The 14,297-nt window shown below is 66.0% G+C and carries 16 protein-coding genes; 4 read left to right on the forward strand and 12 right to left on the reverse strand.

Annotated features, from left to right (window positions below; all coding sequences use genetic code 11):
• Positions 1–8: 8 nt before the first annotated feature.
• Positions 9–968, forward strand: a complete 960-nt coding sequence (locus C489_RS14910; protein WP_006432144.1) for an AEC family transporter — start codon at positions 9–11, stop codon at positions 966–968.
• Positions 969–998: 30 nt separating this feature from the next.
• On the opposite strand, the gene C489_RS21915 is transcribed toward C489_RS14910, so the two are convergent.
• From C489_RS21915 to rpl18a, 7 genes are all read right to left on the reverse strand, one after another.
• Entirely contained in the window at positions 999–1,160 is a 162-nt protein-coding gene (locus C489_RS21915; protein ID WP_160163645.1) for a hypothetical protein, read from the reverse strand.
• Positions 1,161–1,264: 104 nt separating this feature from the next.
• On the reverse strand, positions 1,265–2,881 hold the full coding sequence (locus C489_RS14915; protein WP_006432145.1) for a Coenzyme F420 hydrogenase/dehydrogenase, beta subunit C-terminal domain: 1,617 nt from the start codon (positions 2,879–2,881) through the stop codon (positions 1,265–1,267).
• Positions 2,871–4,571 carry a nitrite/sulfite reductase gene (locus C489_RS14920; protein ID WP_049890918.1) on the reverse strand — a complete coding sequence of 567 codons (1,701 nt, stop codon included), beginning with the start codon at positions 4,569–4,571 and terminating at the stop codon, positions 2,871–2,873. Before C489_RS14920 ends, C489_RS14915 begins: the two co-directional genes overlap by 11 nt.
• A gap of 313 nt (positions 4,572–4,884) precedes the next feature.
• Complete coding sequence (locus tag C489_RS14925; RefSeq protein ID WP_006432147.1) at positions 4,885–5,517, reverse strand: hypothetical protein; 633 nt, start codon at positions 5,515–5,517, stop codon at positions 4,885–4,887.
• 65 nt (positions 5,518–5,582) lie between these two features.
• Complete coding sequence (gene ftsY / locus C489_RS14930) at positions 5,583–7,238, reverse strand: signal recognition particle-docking protein FtsY (RefSeq protein WP_006432148.1); 1,656 nt, start codon at positions 7,236–7,238, stop codon at positions 5,583–5,585.
• A 28-nt stretch (positions 7,239–7,266) separates the two neighbouring features.
• The gene (gene pfdA, locus C489_RS14935) at positions 7,267–7,713 is read right to left on the reverse strand and encodes a prefoldin subunit alpha (RefSeq protein ID WP_006432149.1); all 447 of its coding nucleotides are present in this window, start codon (positions 7,711–7,713) and stop codon (positions 7,267–7,269) included.
• Entirely contained in the window at positions 7,710–7,886 is a 177-nt protein-coding gene (gene rpl18a / locus C489_RS14940; protein WP_006432150.1) for a 50S ribosomal protein L18Ae, read from the reverse strand. The genes pfdA and rpl18a overlap by 4 nt, the downstream gene beginning before the upstream one ends.
• Before the next feature lie 151 nt (positions 7,887–8,037).
• On the opposite strand from rpl18a, the gene C489_RS14945 reads away from it, so the two are divergent.
• Positions 8,038–8,349, forward strand: a complete 312-nt coding sequence (locus C489_RS14945) for an ASCH domain-containing protein (RefSeq protein ID WP_006432151.1) — start codon at positions 8,038–8,040, stop codon at positions 8,347–8,349.
• A gap of 152 nt (positions 8,350–8,501) precedes the next feature.
• On the opposite strand, the gene C489_RS14950 is transcribed toward C489_RS14945, so the two are convergent.
• The 5 genes from C489_RS14950 to thpR all read right to left on the reverse strand — a co-directional run bounded on the left by C489_RS14950 (position 8,502) and on the right by thpR (position 11,418).
• Entirely contained in the window at positions 8,502–9,167 is a 666-nt protein-coding gene (locus C489_RS14950; RefSeq protein WP_006432152.1) for a translation initiation factor IF-6, read from the reverse strand.
• Between the two features lie 2 nt (positions 9,168–9,169).
• The gene (locus tag C489_RS14955) at positions 9,170–9,448 is read right to left on the reverse strand and encodes a 50S ribosomal protein L31e (protein WP_006184873.1); all 279 of its coding nucleotides are present in this window, start codon (positions 9,446–9,448) and stop codon (positions 9,170–9,172) included.
• A 2-nt stretch (positions 9,449–9,450) separates the two neighbouring features.
• Positions 9,451–9,603: a 50S ribosomal protein L39e gene (locus C489_RS14960; protein ID WP_004267621.1), complete on the reverse strand. Its 153-nt coding sequence runs from the start codon at positions 9,601–9,603 to the stop codon at positions 9,451–9,453.
• A 126-nt stretch (positions 9,604–9,729) separates the two neighbouring features.
• Positions 9,730–10,713: a hypothetical protein gene (locus C489_RS14965; protein ID WP_006432153.1), complete on the reverse strand. Its 984-nt coding sequence runs from the start codon at positions 10,711–10,713 to the stop codon at positions 9,730–9,732.
• A 147-nt stretch (positions 10,714–10,860) separates the two neighbouring features.
• Positions 10,861–11,418 (reverse strand): RNA 2',3'-cyclic phosphodiesterase, encoded by a 558-nt coding sequence (gene thpR / locus C489_RS14970; RefSeq protein ID WP_006432154.1) that lies wholly within the window; start codon positions 11,416–11,418, stop codon positions 10,861–10,863.
• A 129-nt stretch (positions 11,419–11,547) separates the two neighbouring features.
• Here thpR and C489_RS14975 point away from each other — a divergent pair, with 129 nt between their 5' ends.
• Positions 11,548–13,215 carry a hydroxysqualene dehydroxylase gene (locus tag C489_RS14975; protein WP_006432155.1) on the forward strand — a complete coding sequence of 556 codons (1,668 nt, stop codon included), beginning with the start codon at positions 11,548–11,550 and terminating at the stop codon, positions 13,213–13,215.
• Positions 13,216–13,303: 88 nt separating this feature from the next.
• Positions 13,304–14,293 carry a tetratricopeptide repeat protein gene (locus C489_RS14980; protein WP_006432156.1) on the forward strand — a complete coding sequence of 330 codons (990 nt, stop codon included), beginning with the start codon at positions 13,304–13,306 and terminating at the stop codon, positions 14,291–14,293.
• Positions 14,294–14,297 lie beyond the last annotated feature (4 nt).

A 14,297-nucleotide genomic window follows, 5' to 3' on the forward strand; every position in this document is an offset into this window, starting at 1 on the left:
GCTGACCGATGGCGGACCTCGTCGCGATCTTCGGCTCCGCGGTCGGGCCGATCGTCGCTATCGCGGCCGTCGGGTACGTACTGGCCACGGTCAAGGAGATCAACCCGGAGCCGCTGAACACGGCCGTGGTCTACGTACTGGCACCCGCGCTGGTCTTTCACAGCCTCGCCGTTACCGAACTCGCGGCGTCGACGCTCCTCCGGGTGACGGTCGGTATCGGTGTCTTTACCGCGGCCATGTGGGGGATCGCCGAAGTCGTCGGCCGCGCCACCGGCGAGCGAGAGCCGGCGCTGAGCGGGCTCGTCCTCGTCGCGATCTTCACCAACTCGGGGAACCTCGGCATCCCCGTCTCCGACTTCGCGTTCGGCGAAGTCGGCCGCCAGACCGCGGTCCTCTTTCTCTCGGTCCAGTCCGTGCTGATGTACACCGTCGGCGTCTACGTCGCCTCCCGGAGCAGCGGCTCGGCCGGCCTCGAGGGCGTCCGGCGGGTGTTCTACATCCCGCTCGTCTACGCGGTTATCGCGGCGCTGATCGCGCGAGCGCTGGATCTGGTCCCGCCCGCGGACGCGGCGGCGATGGAGACGCTCCAGCTCGTCGGCGACTCTTCGATCCCGCTCATGTTGCTCATCCTCGGCATCCAACTCGCCCGGGCCGACACCGCCTCGGCGGTCTCCCGTGCGTGGCCCGCGACGGCGCTCAAGATGGTGATCGCGCCCGTCGTCGGTCTCGGCATCGCGCTCCTCGTCGGCTTCGAGAACCCGACCGTCGCGCGCGTGTTCGTCCTCGAGACGGCGATGCCGGCCGCCGTGACGCCGCTGATTCTGGCCATCGAGTTCGCCGGCAGCGCCCGCACTGACGGGGTGCTTGTCTCCGAGTACGTCTCGACCTGCGTGTTCCTCACGACGCTGCTGGCGATCCCGGTGTTGACCGTGTTGATCGCGATTCTCCAGTCCGGCGTCGTCATCTGAGCCGGGGAGCCGACGACCGGCCTCGCGGCGTCACTCAGTCGTTTCGTCGTCGCCGATCGGGAGCCGGATGGTCCGGTCGCTGGCGAAGAGCACGAACAGCGCGAAGAGGCCGTACAGCGCTGGCTCGTTCGTCCAGACACCGATAATTCCGAGGATTCCCAGAACGCCGAGTCGACTCACTGGAACGCGCATACTGGAATATAGTTGACAAGTACTGAAGTGTCTTCGGCTGCTTCCAGCGACGCAAAAATCGTGTCCGAAACTGAAACCGAGGCGACGCGGCCGTTGGTCGACCGTTAGTGACCGTCGTCGTGCGGGTTCAGCGTCGTCCCGTAGTTCTCGGCGTGGTCGGTGTACTCGATGAATCGCGGCGCGTCGGGGTCGAAGGGACGCTCGAGGCTCTCGAAGGCCTTCTTCTTGTCCCATCCCTGGAGCTTGCCGACCGCGGACTTGTCTTCGAGGTCGTGGTAGTCGAGCTTGGACTCGGTCAGCTCCCACGCGTCCATCCCCTGCTCGGTGCGGACGATGACGCTCGAGTAGTCGTCGGCGGAGCCGACGGAGCCGACGGTGATGTCCGAACAGAAGCCGGTGAAGTCGGCACACTCGTCACAGCCCTTGAGCGCGGCGTCGTGGAAGTTCTCGATGTCTTCCTCGACGATCATCTCGCCCTCGTGGTCGTAGACCATCATCTTGCCGTTGAGGACGTCCATCTTGCCGATCTCCGACGGCGAGATGCCGCGTTGTTCCTCCAACTGCTCGCCCATGAGGCTGTGGTAGTTGAAGTTCTTCGTACACATCAGCGCGATCGTGTAGTCGACCGCGCGGATGCCCTCCTCGTGGCCCTGATAGTCCCACTCGAAGTCCTGCAGGGCGCGGATGCCCTCGATCTCACACGGCGTGCCGACGATCGCGATGCTGAGTTCGTCCCAGGACTTGTCGGGGAGCTTGTGCTCCCACTGGCCGAGGTCGAGGTTGCCAAGCGCCATCGTCTGGTTGTAGACGGTGCCGGCGTTTTCGATGAGTTCCTCGGTCGTGGTCGCGAGGTAGCTCTCGGCTTTCCACTCCTGTTCGTCGCTCTCGGTCGCGACGAGCGCGCCGTCGATCTCGCCCTCCTCGAGCAGCGTCGAGAGGATGCCGGTTACGACGCCGCCGTCCTGGGCCTGATCGGTCCAGTCGTCCTCGACCTTCGCGGAGAACTCCGTGATCGGGTCGCCCGCGCCCTTGACGTTGTCCTCGCCGCCGGTGATCTTCCACTGGCGCTCGTAGCGCAGGCCGCCGCGGGGACAGAAGTCCCAACACATCGAACAGCCGGTACACATCTTGACCAGTTCCGGGTGGCCGTCGTCGCCGATGCCGATCGAGTCCGACGGGCAGGCGGCGACACAGGTCCCACACTGGATACACCGCCCCTCGTCGATGACGGCCTCGTCCAGTTCCATGAACCAGGTCTTCTCGTCCGGCGTCTCGATGTCGTTCATCCGCGATCGAATCGAGTACTCCGGCGTCTCGAGGTCGACGCCGTCCGGAATCCCGACGCGGGTATCCGGCGAGTCGTCGTAGACGTCCTGACTGACGTCCTCGGCGGGCTCGGTGAACTCGAGGTCGCCGAGTTCGCCCATCTCGTCGACGTTGGCGACGCCTGCTCCGTCGGTGGCGACGGGCTTGTCGCCGGTCGATTCGGCCGCCGGTTCAGCGGTCTTCTCGCCGCAGGTACAGGTGTCCGGCGAGCAGCTCTCGCCGCTCGCACCGTCGGCACCGCCGTCCGTCGCGATTGCGCCCTCTCGAGCGTGGTCCGTTCCCTCTCGAGAGCGAGATCCACCGCTGCCGGCGTCGGGGACCATGACCGCGTCGTCATCGTCGTCCGAGTCGGGAACGCGGGGGAAGCGGCGTTCGTCCTCGCCGTTAATCCCCATGAGCAACACCTCGTGCGACCGGCGCGTCCGCGTCTTGCATGATCGACCGAAGCTGCCCGTTGTCGACGCCGCGACACCACTCGTAGAACTCCTCTTCGTCGTCGCGGTCCGCGGAGTAGGCCTCGAACAGCTGTTCGAGGGCCGGGATCACGGCGTCGGCGGGGACGGCGCTCTCGACCCAGTCGAGGAACTCGTTGTCGGCACCGAGCGAGCCGCCGAGGCCGAAGTCCATCCCTTCGACGATGTTGTCGCCCTCGGCGTTGGTGGAGTTCTCGTCCTCGAGTTTGACCGTCTCGCCCCGGAAACCGATGTCCGCGATCTGGGGCTGGGCACAGGAGGCCGAGCAGCCGGACATGTGCATCCGGATGGACTCGATGTCGTCGGGCACGTCGATGCGGTCATCGAGTTCGCGGGCCCAGCGCTTGGTGCGCTTTTTGGTCTCGATGATGGCGTAGTTACAGAACTCGTTGCCCGTACAGCCGACCGCGCCGCGGGAGAACGGCCCCGGATCGGGGCTGTACTCCTGTGCGAACGGTTCGGCCAGCAGGTCGTCGACGTTCTCGTCGGGGATGTGGGTGATCAGGAAGTTCTGATCGGTTGCGAGGCGGACGGAGGCGTCCTCGGTCCCGTACTTCTCGGCGGCCCGGGCCGCCGCGGCGAACTCGTCGCCGCCCATGCGGCCGGCGATGACGTTGAAGCCGACGTAGTTGAGCCCGTCCTGTTTCTGCTCGTGGACGCCGACGTGGTCGCTCTGGTAGCCGACGGTCAGGTTCTCGCCGCCGGTGGGCAGGTCGATCTGACAGCGGTCGCGGACGGCTTCCTCGAACTTCTCGGGGCCCATCTGCTCGACGAGGTACCGCATGCGGCAGACGCCGCGGTTGTTGCGGTCGCCCAGTTCCTTGAACGTCTGGGCGACGGCGCGGCAGAACTCGACGGTGTCTTCGGGTCGGATGAAGACGTCGAGTTCCGAACCCATTCGCGGGCCGTCGGAGAGGCCGCCGCCGACGCGGGCGTGGAAGCCGTAGAGGTACTCACCGTCGATCTCCTTCTTCGCCGGGACGAGCCCGACGTCGTTGATCTGGGACTGCGCGCAGTCGTGGGCACAGCCGGTGATCGTGATCTTGAACTTCCGCGGGAGGTTGGCGTACTCGCGGTTCTCGGTGAAGAAGTCAGAGACCGCCTCGATGACTGGCTGTGCGTTGAAACACTCGTGGTCGTCGAGCCCGGCCGCGGGGCAGCCGAGGACGTTTCGGGCCGAGTCACCGCAGCCCTGCACCGTCGTCAGGCCGACCTCGTCGTAGCGCTCCCACATCTCGGGCACGTCCTCGACGCGGATCCAGTGTTTCTGGATGTCCTGTCGGGTCGTGATGTCGAGGTAGGCGTCGCCCCAGAGCTCGTTCTGTTCCTCGCCGCCGTACTCCTCGGGGGCGACTGCGAGGTCGTCGGTGACCTCGCCGATCACTTCTGCCTGCTCCGGCGTGAGCTTCCCGCCGGGGACCTTCGTCCGGATCATGAAGTAGCCCTCCTGCTTTTGGGCGTACATGCCGGCCCACTTCAGACGCTCCCACTCGCCGCCGCCGGCGCGCTCCTCGATTTCCTCGAAGGAGAGCTCCTCGTCGGCGTAGTCGTAGACATCGTCGATAACGTCGAGCGGGTGCTTGTTCTGCTTGTATTGTTCCGTCGTATTCACGCGAACCACCTCGTGGTTCGTGCGGAGCCGGAAGTACCTACGCTTTCGGCGTTCTGCGTGCTCTTTTGAAGGCCCATTGTTTAGCGGGTAATACCACCCCACACCTATACACCCCCGTAACTCGGCGAATCATGACGTTGGTCGTTTTCACCGGAAAATATTACCCCATCATTCGGCTATCGACGACGGTGCCGACGAAAAACCGCCGGCAGACGTGGGAACGCGCCCTCGAGGACCACTGCCGGTGATATATGCGTCGATTATTCCGGCAACAATGACCTGTAACGACGGACCACACTGACTGCGCGAGCCCTCAGTCGAAACACGCGACGAGGTCGCCCTGGGTACGTGGGTCGGGATCGACCGCCAGCCCCTCGGTCACGCCGTTGTACCGCGCTCGGAGCAGCAGCCGCTCATCGAGATAGTAGGTGACCCGGATGTTCCACTCGTCGCGCGGGGTGACGGCGTTTGGTTGCGTCTCCATTGTCAGGTCGTACCGGAGCGCTACCAACACGGCCTCTCGGTTCGTCTCCGATTCGATCGGGATCGTTCGATATCCCGTTCGCTGCAGGTCGAAGGTTCGCGTCGCGGACTGGTACCGGTCGAGAAACGCGTTCCGTCGATACGCTCGTTCGAACGCCGTCACGTACCGGCTCGCACCGTACACCAGCGACGACACGCTTTCCGGCGACTTGCCGTCCTCGCCGGCACTCGTCTTCCACGGTGGCGACGGGTACGCTCGAGGCTCGAGTGCGTCCTCGTCGGTCGTCGGGTCGGGTTCGGGGCGATCGACGTCGCTGCACTCGTATTGGTCCGCGGGGACGAGTCCGTCCGCGAGATCCGTCCCGGACACGCCGCTCGAGTCGTACTCGAACCCGCCCGTCCCGACCGCTGCGGTCGTCGCTATCGACGCGAGAAGCGTTCGCCGAGAGCGAGGGCGGTTCATACGACAACTTCTCAGACGGATAATAAGTGTCTTCTGAAATCACGGACCGTTGACGGGACTGGGCGCTAGTCCTCGTCGGCCAGCAGCCGGTCGATCATCTCGTCGGGGTCGAACCGCTCTAAGTCGTCATAGCCCTGTCCGACGCCGAGGAACAGGATCGGTTTCCCGGTGACGTGGGCGACCGAGATGGCCGCACCGCCGTTGGAGTCGGCGTCGGCTTTCGTCAGGATCGCGCCGTCGATTTCGGCGGCGTCGTTGAACTCGCGGGCGCGATTGACCGCGTCCTGTCCGGCGACGGCCTCGTCGACGAACAGCGTCATGTTGGGGTCGACGACGCGGCCGATCTTCTCGAGTTGGTCCATCAGGCCCTCGTTGGTGTGGAGCCGACCCGCCGTGTCGCCGAGGACGACGTCGATGTCGTTTGCCTCGGCGTACTCGACGGCGTCGTACAGTACCGCCGCCGGGTCGCCGCCCTGCTCGTGGCTAATACACTTCGTGTCGAGCGCGTCGGCATGTTCTTGGATCTGCTCGTTGGCCCCGGCGCGGTAGGTGTCGCCGTTTGCCATCACCGTCGAGTAGCCCCGTTCCTCGAAGTAGCGGCTCATCTTGGCGATCGAGGTGGTCTTCCCGACGCCGTTGACGCCGGTGAAGATGATGGTCACGGGCTTGTCCTCGATTGCGATGCGCTCGTCGAAGTCGAACTGCCCGACGCTGATCACGTCGTAGATCGCGTTGTGCAGCGCCTCCTCGACGACCTCGCCGGTCGAGGTCGTAAACGTCCGCGTCTCGCCGACCAGTTCGTCGCGGATGTTGTCGAGGATCTCCTCGGCGACGCCCATCTCGACGTCGCTCGAGAGCAGGGCCATCTCGAGTTCGTGGAGCGGGCCCTCAAGGTCCTCCTCCTCGATGACGAACTTCCCCTTGACGAGGGATTTGGCCTTGGCACCGAAGCCGGTGCTGCCGTCGTCGGCTTCCTCGGTTGCGTCGGCAGCCGCGGTGTCGGGCGACGGCTCGTCGTCGGCCGCGACATCGTCGGTCGCCGTCTCGTCGGGAGTCGGCTCGCTGGGCGTCGCCGTGTCGGCCGACGCGTCGTCCGCGGTCGCCGTCTCGGCGGCCGCCTCGTCGACGGCGGGCGTCTCGGCCGGCTCCTCGTCCGGAGTCTCGTCGTCCGTCTCCGTCTCTGTGTCGTCCGACGAGCCCGAAAAGAGGGATCGCGCTCGAGCACCGATCCCGGTCCGTCCGCCGTCATCGGCGTCGTCCTCGGTCTCGTCGACTTCCTCAGCCTCGTTGGCTTCGTCGGGAGCCGCCGCATCGGGTTCCTCCGCGTCGGATACGTCCGCCGCGGACGGCTCCGCTTCGTCGGACTCGAGGGAATCGGAATCGGCCGCCGGTTCCTGCCCCGCAGACTCGGCTGCATCCGCGGTCGCAGACTCGGTCGTCGCTCCCGTCTCTGATTCCGGTTCGGAGTCGGACTCTAACTCCGTCTCCGGTTCCACGTCGGCCGTCGCCTGGGCCGCCGAGTCGGCGGACTCGGCCGCCGCCGGTTGAGCGGTAGTATCGGTCGCTTCCGCGTCCGCCGAGGCCGCCGCTGTGTCCGGCTCGACCGCCTCGAGCTCCTCGTCCTCGAGGTCGTCCTCGTCGACTTCCTCGACGTTCTCCTCGGCGGCTTCTTCCGCGTCGTCGCGGAAGCTACCGAGCTTGTCCTTCAGGTTGTCGAACATGGGTATCGATGGGAGTCCCTACGCCGCGTTATTCGTCGGGCTGGCCCTGGCCCATGCCCTGCATCTGCTGTTGCATCGCCTGCTGTTGGAGCTGCTGGGCCTGCTGCTCGAGCTCGCTACTCTCGGTCTCGAGTTCGGCGATCTCCTCGTTGAGTTCGTCGATCTGGTCGTCGAGGTGCTCTTTCTTGTTCTCGAGGGCGTCGACGGCGTCGTCTTCCTCGAACTCCGCGGCGTAATCGGCACCGAGATCGACGATGACCTCGTCGATGTTCTCGATCGTCGTTCGGAGGTACGCGCCGCCGCCGAGGGGCATCTGCACCGTCGAGCCGGTCTCGAGCGAGCCGAGCGCTTCGATGGCCTCGTCGACTTCGGTCTTCTCCTGCTGGACGGCCTCGACGTTCGCCTGAAGGCCTTCGATCTGTTCTTCGAGCTCCTGAAGCTCCTGGGACAGTTGCTGTAGTTGCTGCTGACTCATTGTTGGGTTACCTCCTCGAGTTCGATTTCGGTACGCTTGAGCCCGTGCTGGCTGCCGAGCTGGGTGTAGGTGTGTTCGCGGGCGACGTTCTCGTTTTCGGCGTCGATCGACGTCTCGAATTCCGCGAAGCCGTCGCGGCTCTTGAACCGACCACTGACCGTAAATTGACTCATGTCTCTCCATCCGGCAGGCAGTCGGAAGAATCTTCCCTTCCCATTCGGAGGGCCGTATCCTCCACGGGATGTCGAGAGACCTGCTCCGGTCGCCGGTTTCCCGACGAGCGGAGGCTCAACGATTTTACCGCGCCGGATCGAAGCCGGGAGCATGAGCGAACTCGAGCCCGGCGAGTTGTTGCCGAGCGATCGAATGCAGAGTCAGGTCGTCGACGGGGAGGTCACACAGATCCACCGCGGCCACCAGTACGCCGAGGAAGGCGATACGTTCGCGATCGACGGGACGATCTTCGAAGTGACCGACATCCGCGAGCGCACGCTCGGGGATCTGACCGACGAGGACGCACGGGCCGAAGGGATGGAGAATTTGGAGGCTTACGAGCGACTGCTTGAGCGCGCCCACGAGGACTTCGAGTGGGACGACGACAGCGAGGTCATGTTACACCGGTTCGAGCAGCGATAAGGAGCGGAGAAATCGAGAGCAAGCGAATCGGGTTCAGTCCCCAAACCGGGAGCCGGCGTGGGTGTCGCCGCCCGCGGCGAGCGATGCCGCTCGAGTCGGAGTACGGATCACGCCGAGAAACGGACGCCGCCGAGAAATCGACCGGCAGCGACTCAGTCGAGATAGCCCAGCGCGTCTTCTATCCGGCCCAGTTCGGGCCCGGTCGTGTCCTCGCCGACCACGTAGCCGGCCTCGTTTGCGATCAGCCCGGAGCCGACGAGCGGCGCGCCGTAGTTGACCGTGCCGACGTCGGCTCGGACGTCTAAGGCGTCTTCGAGGACGTCGAGTTCCTCGTCGGTCGCTTTCGGGTGACAGAGCACGCCGGTGTTCGTCGCCACCGCGGCGGTACCGACGGTCCTGACTCCGGCGAGGTCGCCGCGTTCGATCGGCACCTCGAGCGTGTCCTTGACGATCTGGGTCGCCTCGCGGGGCAGGTCCGGATGGACGTAGGCCCCGTAGTCGTTCGCGAGCACGACGTTGCCGGCGGCGTTGATGTTGCCCGGCAACTCGGTGACGGGTACCTCGACCGATTCCTCGAGGGCCTCGCGTTCGTACTCGAGGACTCGAGAGCTGACGAGCAGCCCGTTTTCGTTACCCGTAGCTAGCGCGCCGACCGTCGAGGACCCGCCGACGGTCGTCTGGATGGCGGGCACCTCGAGTTCGTCGGACAGGTCGGCGGCAACGTCGTCGTCGACGTCGTGGCGAACGAGTACGCACGAGTCGGTCGCACGGGCGAAGACGCCGACGTAGGCCGACCCGGCGAATGCGAGGCGCTGCAAGTTTAGTCTGCGACCTCGGCCTCGACGACGGCTTCACCCTCTTCGTCGAAGCGGGCTGCGCGGACGCGCAGCTTTCGCGGCGGGTTCGAGCGCCCGTTCGACCAGACTTCCTCGTTGATCGAGGGGTCCAGACGGATGGCGTCCTCGTCGACCGCGAAGTGTTTCGCGAGGTGCTCGCGGACCAGGCGCATCGCGTAGTCGGCGGCCTCGTGGTTGGCTCCCTTCTTGACGTCTCGCAGTGGAACGGTGACGACACGTTCCTCGAAATCACTTGCACTCATCGTTATTCGTCGGTGTCGTTACGCCGCCAGTTGCGTCGCTTCGGGTTCCGCTGGACTTCCATGTCCGTCTTCATCATAACCCAGGCAGGCACGCGGCTGTTCTGATTCTCGAGTTTGGCAAGTCGCTTCTTCTTGCCCTTCGATTTCTTACCCATAGTAGCCCGACGTAGCCCGTGCTGGCTTAAAATCTTGTCCATCTTGCAGGGGCAGCGGGGCGAAACGGCGACCGATCGGGCCGAATCGCCGGCGAAATCGCGATCGGATCGCCCACGAGAGCGGTCTCAGGGCTCGAATCGCCGCTCGAGAAACCGGGTAACCCCCTCGCACGTGGCGTCGCTGAGTTCGGTCGTGTAGGTCCAGTTTTCGATGCCGTCGGTGCCATCGTGGCGAACGAACCGGCTCCGATCGCAGCAGCCGGTACCGTGAAAACGGGTGCCGCCGCCGATCCGGTCCGGGCCGGCGTAGGCGGTCGCGATCGGCGACACCTCCAGCGTGTTCGCATCGGTCCGAACTGCCGTCCCGAGCTCGTGATCGCAGTATGCCTCACCGATCGACTCGACGATATCGTCCGGGAGAAACGTATGAATCGTCTCGTGGATCGCCATATTCCGTGTCACCGCCCTGGAGTCCCAGACCTCGGTCGCGCCGACGTTGGCGACCGTCTGTGCGTCGCCGCTTGCCCGTTCGTCATCGCCGTCGCTGTCGGCGGTCACGCCGGTAAGAGAGTTCGGCGACAGTGTTCCCCCGTATCCGATCCGGTAATTCAGCGGCGACCAGCACAGGAGGGCGTGACAGGCCCGGCCGGTGAGCGCGTCGCGTTTCCGCAACCGCCCGCGAAACCGGTCGAGCAGTCCCTCAAGCGAGGGCAGCACGGCGTCGGTCGACAGCGGCGTCTCCGAGGGCGGAAACCGGATCGGATCGCCGCGCTCGACACTGATCTCGAGGGACTCGAGCCGTGCGCGCTCGCCGGCGTACGCGAGCACCTGGTCGAATGCCGCGTCGATGGCCGAAAACGCGTCGCGAAGCGGGGGCGGCCAGTCGCGACGCAGTTCCTCGAGGCCGTACCGCAGTCGGGCCTGCAGCGGTACATGGCCGGGATAGACCCGGATGCGAACGGGCGCGTCGCCGCGATCGATCGCCGTCTCCGATGCGCCGACCGACGAGGCGAGCGCCGCGCCGCCGACCGCGGCGAGGGCCTCCCGCCGAGTGACCCGCCACCGACCGCCTGCGCGCTCGGTCGGCCCATCCTCGAGTCCGGAGCCCATGGTACCGGATTCGCTACGCCGAACGCCGTCTTGATACCCCGGTCTGTATTTCTTGACTATCGCCCGGAGCGGCGGGGTAATGGTCACATTCGGGAGACTGTCGCTCTGCTAGAAACAGACGGGCGTGGCGAACGGAGGGGGACTCCGTCACTCGAGCGGGAACGATTCGACCGTCGAGTAGACCGGTCCCTCGTCCGTGAGCGTGCTCTCGGTCAGGCGGAGTTCCTCGACTCGCGTCTCGCCGACCGTCGGATCGCGCTCCCGGACGAGTTCCTGGACCAGTTCCTTCCCGCCGGCGTGTTCCATCCGCGCGAGCGTGACGTGAGGGGTGAAGTCGTGATCCTCGGCGTCGAACCCCATCGCCGTCGTCCGCTCTTCGATGGCCTCGTGGAGCCGCGTGAGTTCCTCGCCACCTTGTTCGACACCCAGCCAGACGACGCTGATGTAGTCGGGACTCGGAAAGACGCCCAGCCCACCGTAGCGAACGGAAAAGGGGTCGATATCCGCATCCTCGACGGCGGCGGCGAGTTCCCGCTCGAGCGCGGGCAGTCGGTCCTCCTCGACGTCCCCGAGGAATTTCATCGTAATGTGGGCCTGCTCGGGGTCGGTGAAAGTGAGTCCGCTGGCGTCGGCGAACTCGTCTTGCAGGTCGGCGACCGGTTCCGCGAGGTCGTCGGGCAGGTCGACGCTGACGAACAGTCGCATACGCGAGTGCTCGTGAGCGGCGTACTCAAGGGTAACGGGGGCGGCGGTTCGTCTCCAACGACGGCAGGGTAGACACTCGATTCATGGTTAGGGACGCCCGTTATTTCCGTCGCGTGCCGAGCACAGTCAATGACCGACGTTGTCGTCCTAGGCGGCGGAATCGGCGGGCTCTCCGCGGCGCAGGAACTCGCCGAGCGCGGGTTCGCGGTGACCGTCTTCGAGGCGAACGACCGCTTCGGCGGGAAGGCCCGATCGATGCCGATCGCGGACGAGCCGACCGCGTTACACGGCGAACACGGCTTCCGGTTCTTTCTGGCGTTCTACCGGCACGTCATCGACACGATGGAGCGGATTCCGGACGGCACTGGAACCGTCGCGGACAACCTCGTCGAGACCGAGGCGACGCTGATCGCGAGTTCGACGGGACCGAGCCGGATCGCCGAGACGCGCACGCCCGACACGGTGCGGGGCTGGCTTGAGGCGCTTCGCCCCGCGTTCGCCGAGGACCTGCCTCGAGAGGACGTTCGCTTCCTGCTCGAGCGACTCCTCTACCTGCTGACCGCGTGCGACGATCGCCGGGAGGGCGAACTCGACGATGTCTCGTGGTGGGAGTTCATCGACGCCGAGCACCGCTCGCAGGCGTTCCGCGACCGGCTCGCCTACGCCACGCAGGCCCTCGTCGCGCTCCGGCCGCAGGTCGGCAGCGCCCGCACGGTCGGCGCAATCTACCTGCAGTTGCTGTTCGGCCAGCTCGATCCGACCTCGCCGACCGAGCGCGTCTTGAACGCGCCGACGTCGGAGGCGTGGATCGAACCGTGGCTCGACTACCTCGAGGGTCTCGGCGTCGAGTTCCGGCCGAACACCCCTGCACGAGGGCTCGAGTTCGACGGCCGGCGGATCACGGGTGCCACGCTGGCGGGCGGGGAGACAGTCACGGCCGACGACTACGTCCTCGCGGTGCCGGTCGAGGTCGCCCCCGACTTCGTCACGCCGGAACTGGGACGGGCCGCACCCGAACTGGCTCGGATCGACCGGCTCGAGACGGCGTGGATGAACGGGATCCAGTTCTATCTCACCGACGACGTCGAACTGACTCGTGGCCATCAGGTCTACACCGATTCCCCGTGGGCGCTGACCTCGATCTCACAGCGGCAGTTCTGGACCGACGTCGACCTCGAGAACCGCGGCCCCGACGCGGTCGAGGGTGTCCTCTCGGTGATCGCTTCGGACTGGGACACGCCGGGTATCGTCCACGAGAAGCCGGCTCGAGCGTGTACGCGCGAGGAAATTGCCGAGGAGATCTGGGCGCAACTGAAGGTTCATCTGAACGGGCCCGACGACCGATTGCGCGACGACATGCTCGTCGAGTGGTTCCTCGATCCGTCGATCGTGGAAAGCGTTGCGTCGGAGACGCAACGAGCAGACGGCGCAGCCGTCGACGCTGCCGGCGTCGAGAACCGCTCGCCGCTGCTGATCAACACCGTGGGCTCGCTGCGCAACCGGCCGCCGGCCGATGTCGGCGTGGGGAATCTCACGCTGGCAAGTGACTACGTGCGGACGAACTCGGATCTTGCTTCGATGGAGTCGGCCGCAGAAGCCGGCCGGCGCGCGGCGAACGCCATCTTCGAGCGCCGCGGGGTCCGGGACCGGGCGGCGATCTGGGACCTCGAGGAACCCGCGGTGTTCGAGCCGCTCAAACGGCAGGACCGGGTTCGGTATCGGCTCGGGCTTCCCCACCCGGCGGAAGTAACACAGTCGTTACGGGGCGTCACCAGACGCCTCGGCGGGCGGGTGTAAGTGCTCTCGGCGGCCGATCCGAACGCCGACACAACGCGGTGCTACCCGGGTCGCAGGCCTTAACAGTCGTCACCGCCACATTCGGATAATGACTGACCGAGACGACGACAGCGACCATCACTTCTCCGAAGGAGAGGGATTCGGCGATCCGTACGACGATTTCGATCTGGATCCGCCGGAACTCGGCGTCGACCCGTCGAAGGTCGACCCCGTCGACTCCCGCGTCGTCACCGACACGCTCGACCAGCATAACATCGACCAGGACGAGGTCGACGCCAGCGAACTGCTCGATGTCGGCCTGAACTACATGCAGATCAACCGCTACGAGCAGGCCACCGACGCCTTCGACCGGACTGCCAGCTACGCCGAGGACGAGAAACTCGAGCAGGAGGCGTGGGTCAACAAGGGCGTCGCCCACGGCGAACTCGAGGAGTGGGACGAGGCCATCGGTGCTCACCGCGAGGCCCTGCGGATCGACGACTCGAGCGAGCACGCCGCGACCGCCGAGACAAACCTCGCCTACGCCCTCTGGGAGTTCGGCGAGACGACCGAGGCCTTAGAGCACGCCGAGAAGGCCATCGAGATCGACGAGCGCTTCGCCGCGGGCTGGTTTAACCGCGCCTTCTTCCTCTCGGAGCGCGGCCTCTCCGAGGAGGCGCTGAACTGCGTCGACAACGCGATCCGGCTGGGGCTGCGCAACGCCAAGGTCCTCGAGACGAAAGCCGAGATCCTTGAGGAACTCGGCGAGTTCGACGAGGCCGAAGAGATCGCCGAGGAGGCGAACGAGATGCGCGAGCAGGCCGAACAGGAGATGATCGACGACCGCGAAGAGATGTACGGCCAAGGCCAGGGCGCTGGTGGTGCCGGGGCCGGCCGCGGCGCTGGCGCTGGACGCGGCGGTCGCGGCGGTGCTGGAGCCGGTCGCGGTGGTGCTGGACGCGGCGGTGCCGGTGCCGGCGGCCGCGGCATGGGCGGCCAGTCGCCTCGCGGGGGTGACATCGGCTTGGACGACCTCGGCGTCGCCGACCTCGGCATCGATCTCGACGACGAGGACGAGAGCGAGCGGGAACGCGAGTAATCGG

This window comes from Natrinema versiforme JCM 10478 (genome assembly GCF_000337195.1).
Taxonomy (GTDB): domain Archaea; phylum Halobacteriota; class Halobacteria; order Halobacteriales; family Natrialbaceae; genus Natrinema; species Natrinema versiforme.

Coding starts and splice junctions, on each gene's coding strand:
- C489_RS14910 (WP_006432144.1), top strand. CDS start 9: ATGGCGGACCTCGTCGCGATCTTCGGCTCCGCGGTCGGGCCGATCGTC.
- C489_RS21915 (WP_160163645.1), bottom strand. CDS start 1,160: ATGCGCGTTCCAGTGAGTCGACTCGGCGTTCTGGGAATCCTCGGAATT.
- C489_RS14915 (WP_006432145.1), bottom strand. CDS start 2,881: ATGGGGATTAACGGCGAGGACGAACGCCGCTTCCCCCGCGTTCCCGAC.
- C489_RS14925 (WP_006432147.1), bottom strand. CDS start 5,517: ATGAACCGCCCTCGCTCTCGGCGAACGCTTCTCGCGTCGATAGCGACG.
- ftsY (WP_006432148.1), bottom strand. CDS start 7,238: ATGTTCGACAACCTGAAGGACAAGCTCGGTAGCTTCCGCGACGACGCG.
- pfdA (WP_006432149.1), bottom strand. CDS start 7,713: ATGAGTCAGCAGCAACTACAGCAACTGTCCCAGGAGCTTCAGGAGCTC.
- rpl18a (WP_006432150.1), bottom strand. CDS start 7,886: ATGAGTCAATTTACGGTCAGTGGTCGGTTCAAGAGCCGCGACGGCTTC.
- C489_RS14945 (WP_006432151.1), top strand. CDS start 8,038: ATGAGCGAACTCGAGCCCGGCGAGTTGTTGCCGAGCGATCGAATGCAG.
- C489_RS14955 (WP_006184873.1), bottom strand. CDS start 9,448: ATGAGTGCAAGTGATTTCGAGGAACGTGTCGTCACCGTTCCACTGCGA.
- C489_RS14960 (WP_004267621.1), bottom strand. CDS start 9,603: ATGGGTAAGAAATCGAAGGGCAAGAAGAAGCGACTTGCCAAACTCGAG.
- C489_RS14965 (WP_006432153.1), bottom strand. CDS start 10,713: ATGGGCTCCGGACTCGAGGATGGGCCGACCGAGCGCGCAGGCGGTCGG.
- thpR (WP_006432154.1), bottom strand. CDS start 11,418: ATGCGACTGTTCGTCAGCGTCGACCTGCCCGACGACCTCGCGGAACCG.
- C489_RS14975 (WP_006432155.1), top strand. CDS start 11,548: ATGACCGACGTTGTCGTCCTAGGCGGCGGAATCGGCGGGCTCTCCGCG.
- C489_RS14980 (WP_006432156.1), top strand. CDS start 13,304: ATGACTGACCGAGACGACGACAGCGACCATCACTTCTCCGAAGGAGAG.